Genomic DNA, 1,019 nt, shown 5'->3' with positions numbered 1-1,019 from the left:
TCCTTTTGTTTTTTAGAAACAAATTCGAACATATCTTGACAACGAACTTCATCTTTATCTACAACACCAAGTAATTTATAAATCTCGCTTAAAGAAAAACCAAGTTCCTGTATTCGTTTAATAAACCCAACACGCTTAACGTCATCATATGAATATATCCGATAACCAGCTTCCGTTCGGTGAGGTTCTTGTAATAAATTTTTTCGCTCGTAATATCTGATCGTTTCTTTATTAACTCCACATTTATCTGCAAACTCACTAATGCGATAAATCATCTTATTTCACCCCATAAATATTATAAACCGTGTACCATAGTACACGGTCAAGTAAATTGGACTATTTTATTTTTTCCCAAAGTATCACTCGTATGTGATTGATACTTTTATATAATACTATTGATTATCCTAACATCCCGCCAGAAAATCCGATTTAAACACCAGTTGTTTTTAAACTATTAAGAAAGTAATTCCACTATATATTCCGAAGACCCAAAATAAATGAAGGTTTGCATAGAAGGCTCGTATCAAATCAGCAAATCATTTTTATAGATATAAAGATTTATTTCACTCATTAGATAACGTGTTACAAAATTATTTAAAAAGTATTGTTAATTATGACGAAAATTTACATGATTATTTGAAGGATTATAGACATTATTATTCTCATTATTTTCCACCATAAGAAAAAACCTACATATCAAAAAGATAATATATTTAATATCTCCAATTTTGTTCTTCAACTTCATAAATCTTTTATAATGTTTAAGATAGGCATTCCCTCTAGTGAAATAGTATCTTTATTAAAGATCACTCACTAGTTAGTAATCAATAAACTATTTTGCATTCCTCTATTAACCAGTGTTATAATTTGATTAACAAATAGTGTACTAACATGATAAACACCGAGCCCGATAACTATTCGCAGTAGTTATCGGGCTCTTTTGGTGTATTAGCTATATGTCGTCGCTAAATTACTTTTCACGATTATTCAGCCAATGAGAAAATAACGTGAGTATAACT

2 protein-coding genes are annotated in these 1,019 nt (G+C 29.4%); both read right to left on the bottom strand.

What is annotated here, in order from left to right:
* Positions 1-275 (bottom strand): MerR family transcriptional regulator (locus tag ABZW16_RS44045; protein ID WP_354962118.1); only part of this gene is annotated, 275 nt, incomplete at its 3' end.
* Between the two features lie 695 nt (positions 276-970).
* Positions 971-1,019, bottom strand: a 49-nt coding sequence (locus ABZW16_RS44040; RefSeq protein ID WP_354962119.1) for a type I toxin-antitoxin system Fst family toxin, incomplete at its 5' end; no start/stop codon positions are given.

It is taken from the genome of Nocardia sp. NPDC004604, from assembly GCF_040609795.1.
In the GTDB taxonomy this organism is placed as follows: domain Bacteria; phylum Actinomycetota; class Actinomycetes; order Mycobacteriales; family Mycobacteriaceae; genus Nocardia.
This window is presented reverse-complemented; position numbering and strand designations above follow the sequence as displayed.